Source organism: Nocardiopsis lucentensis DSM 44048, assembly GCF_000341125.1.
Taxonomy (GTDB): domain Bacteria; phylum Actinomycetota; class Actinomycetes; order Streptosporangiales; family Streptosporangiaceae; genus Nocardiopsis; species Nocardiopsis lucentensis.
In genome coordinates, this window is sequence record NZ_ANBC01000514.1 from 1 (window position 1) to 3,631 (window position 3,631).

The window sequence follows — 3,631 nt, forward strand, 5'->3', positions numbered from 1 at the left end:
GCGTCTCGTACTCGGGGGTGCCGAGCAGGCGGTGCCACTCGGCGTCGATGTAGGCGGAGAACATCTCGGGGGACCGCTCCGCGGTTTCGGCGATGGCGAAGAACCTCGCCAGTTCCGTTCGGGCGGCCTCGGGGGTGACGTGGTCGGTGGGGGAGGAGGTTTCGAGCATGGCCACGGGCGTTGCTCCCTTCCTCATCCGTCTCCGGGGGCCTTCCTCGGAGACGGATGACCGTTGCCACCTTCGACTATCCACATGATTCAGTGGGCAGTCAAGAGAATGTTTGAATAAATGAATAATCGCAGGTAAGAGTGTACTGGTTCGGCTTGTTTTGTCCTAGGAGTCGTAGTCCCGGGCGATGCGGGACAGGTGCTCGCGTGCACCGTGGTCGACCTTCGCCCTCCGGAGCAGCGAAGCGAACAGCTCACTGTAATGGCGGATGTCGTCAGGTTCCGAGAAGGAAGCCGCCGCCGTTTCCAGGCCCACGGTCACAAGGCGGTCGTCGAACATCTCGAATCCGTGCAGTGGGGCCTCACCCACCTCGGCGGACCATGGGATGACCGCGATCGCCACGTTCGAGAGAGTCGACAGTGAAGCGATGTGGTGGAGTTGCGCGGCCATGACGGGGTTCGGTGCCAACCGCCAGCGAAGGGCCTGTTCCGTCAGGATGAAGGTGAACGACTTGCCCTGGTCGTAGAGGATGTTCTGGCGTTGTTGCAGGGCTCGCATTGCGGCGACGAGCTTCTCGCCCTCCAAGGTGAGGCCATAGATCCGCCGTGTGAACTCCGCCGTTTGCAGCAGACCGGGGATGGTGGCGAGTTGGAAGTACCGGAGTACCGTGGACTCGGCCTCCGTCCGCTTGATCTGGAGTTGTTTCAGGTGAGCGCCGCCGCGCAGGATGGATCGCGTCGATTCCACGGTCTGATGCAGTGACTCGGCCTGGGTGCGAAGCTCGTCGCGCTTGTCAGGGGGCAGCCCGTACACCGAACAGAGTGTGTCAAGGTCATCCAGGCCAGGGGTCTGGACCGCGTTCTCCAACCGGCTGATCTTCGGCTGGCTCATACCGGCGCGGCGTGCCGCTTCCGCACCGGTGAAGCCTGCGGCCAGGCGCGCTCGTTTCAGCGCCTGGCCGAGGCGTTTGCTGTCGTTCTCATGGGCGCTCATCGGCGCACCAGCTTACGACCGATCGCCGTGGAACTCCGGATGCGCGGCCCAGTACTCGGCGAACGGCACCGCGACGGACAGGGCCGCGTCACGGGCCGCCTGGTACTTGGGCAGGTCTGCGGCGGGGGCCTCGTCGGCGTGGAGGAAGTGTCCCTCCTCGTCGTACCGGAGGAGGATCACCTGCTTGTCGTCGAAGATCCAGAAGTCGTGGTCGAGCACCTCGGACGGCTTCTCGACCTCGGAGGTATCCAGGATGCCCACCTCCTGCCCGTACTGGGTGGAGACCGCGTACCCCCACTCGCACTCGAAGCGCAGGTACTCGGTCAGGGGACTCGTCACGATGTGGACCTTGTGCCAGCGCTTGCCGCCGTCGATCTCCCGCCGCATGAACTCCAGCCACTCGCGGGTGGAGTCCTCGATGTGCAGCGGTTCCCCGGCCTTGTACCGGCGAAGCCGCTCCTTCTCGGAGTCGACGAGGTACTGGGGGAGCGTCTCCAGACGGAACGCCGAGTGCTCGAACTCGTCGAACATCCCGATGAACTCGTCTTGTGTCAGTCGTCGCATCAGGGGGCACCTTCGATCAGTTTCACGGGGACCTCGACCACGCTCTCCCCGTCAGGGACGTCGAGTTCGGCGAGGATCTGGGGGTCTGTGACGACGTAGCCCTGGACGAGGTACGTCTCGCGGTCGGTTCGGTACAGGGTCGGACAGTGCGGCCTGGGGTCGCACGTGCCGCGCACTCGGGTGACCTCCACCTACTCCTCCTGGAGATTCGGCTGCATCTGAATATCCAGGAGACGAGTGAATACGTCAAGAGCGCAAGGTGACCGCATGTGGACACCCTGTATCGACGGCCGAGGTTCCCTCGGTCGTGAGAATCCTCTGGCGCGCCAGGTCAGGCCCCGTGGTCGAGCCCCTCGGCGTGGAAGCAGACCGGGCAGGTGATGTGGCGGGCCGGATCGGGCATCTCGCTCTGTCCCGGGCTCGCGGCCCGGCGGACCTCCACCGGAGTCTCGTGCGCGTGCTCAAGGCACACCCCGGCTCCGCACCTCATGCACACCGCGACGGCGGAGACGGCCTGTCCCTTGCGGGCGCAGTCGTAGCACTCCACGTCCGTCACCTCCTCATCCCCCGTCAGCCGCGTGACGGGAACCCCCTAGTTCCTCGCATGCCCTCCTGGCACCCGGTCACACCTCGGGTCCCGACCGACGCGACCACGGTGCGCATACGTGATCACATGAACACGTTCCGCTAGCGTGATCCCGTGGACACGCCCTCGACCAGAGGGTTCACCACGGCCCCGGCCGCACACGCCGTGGTCGCCCCCGCCGCCGGAGTCCCCGTCGAGAGAGCGCGCCTTGCTGACCTACATCCTGCGCCGCCTGGGCGCCGGCCTCCTGTTGCTCGCCGTGGTCACGATGGTCACGTTCGCCATCTTCTACGTGGTGCCCCGCTGGGCGGGCCGCACCACCGAGCAGCTGGCCACCATGTACGTCGGCCGCGCACCCACCCCGGAGGCGATCCAGGCGACCATCGAACGGCTGGGGCTGGACCGGCCGATCGCCGTCCAGTTCTGGGAGTTCGTCAAAGGGATCTTCGTCGGTGCCGAGTACCAGTTCGGCAGGGACGTCGTCGAGTGCCCGGCGCCGTGCCTGGGCTACTCCTTCCAGACCTACCAGCCGGTCTTCACCGAGATCGTCCACCGCCTTCCGGTGACCGTCTCCCTGGCGATCGGCGCGGGCGTCATCTGGCTGGTCGGCGGGATCGCCGTCGGGGTGGTCTCGGCCGTGTGGAAGGGCAGCGTCTTCGACCGGATCGCCATGGGCGTGGCGCTCGCCGGGGTGTCCCTGCCGATCTTCTTCACCGGCCTGCTGGCGTTGGCCTTCCCCGTGCACGCGTGGGACTGGTTCCCCACACCGCGCTACGTGCCCCTGGTCCAGGACCCGGCGGCGTGGGCGGTGGGCCTGTTCCTCCCGTGGCTGACCCTGGCGTTCCTGCACGCCGCCATGTACGCGCGTCAGACCCGCGCGGGCATGCTGGAGAGCCTCGGCGAGGACTACATCCGCACCGCCCGGGCCAAGGGGCTCAGTGAACGCAGGGTGGTGCTCAAGCACGCGCTGCGGCCCACGCTGACCCCGATCGTCACGATCTTCGGCCTCGATCTGGGCCTGGTGCTCGGCGGCGCGGTCCTGACCGAGCAGGTGTTCTCCCTCAACGGCATCGGCCGGTACGCGGTCCAGGCGATCACCCAGAGCGACCTGCCGGTGATCCTGGGGGTGACCCTGGTCGGGGCGTTCTTCATCGTGGTCGCCAACCTGGTCGTGGACCTGGTGTACCCGCTCATCGACCCCCGTGTCCGCATCCACGACTAGACCCCGAGCGACGAAGAGGCCATCCGATGAGCGAGACTCCGCCCGAACCCACCGAGCCCGTCGTCCGGGTGGACGACCTGCGGGTGACGTTCCCGAC

At 66.7% G+C, this 3,631-nt stretch carries 5 protein-coding genes; 1 reads left to right on the forward strand and 4 read right to left on the reverse strand.

Going from position 1 to position 3,631, the window contains the following annotated elements; translation table 11 throughout:
- Positions 1 to 334: 334 nt before the first annotated feature.
- From D471_RS34990 to D471_RS0118155, 4 genes are all read right to left on the reverse strand, one after another.
- Positions 335 to 1,162 (reverse strand): helix-turn-helix domain-containing protein, encoded by an 828-nt coding sequence (locus D471_RS34990; protein WP_017599927.1) that lies wholly within the window; start codon positions 1,160 to 1,162, stop codon positions 335 to 337.
- Between the two features lie 12 nt (positions 1,163 to 1,174).
- The gene (locus D471_RS0118145) at positions 1,175 to 1,726 is read right to left on the reverse strand and encodes a DUF6879 family protein (RefSeq protein ID WP_017599928.1); all 552 of its coding nucleotides are present in this window, start codon (positions 1,724 to 1,726) and stop codon (positions 1,175 to 1,177) included.
- Positions 1,726 to 1,917 carry a hypothetical protein gene (locus tag D471_RS0118150; RefSeq protein ID WP_017599929.1) on the reverse strand — a complete coding sequence of 64 codons (192 nt, stop codon included), beginning with the start codon at positions 1,915 to 1,917 and terminating at the stop codon, positions 1,726 to 1,728. Before D471_RS0118150 ends, D471_RS0118145 begins: the two co-directional genes overlap by 1 nt.
- Positions 1,918 to 2,057: 140 nt before the next feature.
- The gene (locus D471_RS0118155) at positions 2,058 to 2,282 is read right to left on the reverse strand and encodes a DUF2180 family protein (RefSeq protein ID WP_017599930.1); all 225 of its coding nucleotides are present in this window, start codon (positions 2,280 to 2,282) and stop codon (positions 2,058 to 2,060) included.
- Positions 2,283 to 2,520: 238 nt separating this feature from the next.
- On the opposite strand from D471_RS0118155, the gene D471_RS0118160 reads away from it, so the two are divergent.
- Positions 2,521 to 3,534 carry an ABC transporter permease gene (locus tag D471_RS0118160; protein WP_017599931.1) on the forward strand — a complete coding sequence of 338 codons (1,014 nt, stop codon included), beginning with the start codon at positions 2,521 to 2,523 and terminating at the stop codon, positions 3,532 to 3,534.
- The last annotated feature ends 97 nt before the right edge of the window (positions 3,535 to 3,631 follow it).

What these genes read in the sequence shown, in the direction of transcription:
- D471_RS34990 (WP_017599927.1), bottom strand. Translation starts at nt 1,162, where the DNA reads ATGAGCGCCCATGAGAACGACAGCAAACGCCTCGGCCAGGCGCTGAAA.
- D471_RS0118145 (WP_017599928.1), bottom strand. Translation starts at nt 1,726, where the DNA reads ATGCGACGACTGACACAAGACGAGTTCATCGGGATGTTCGACGAGTTC.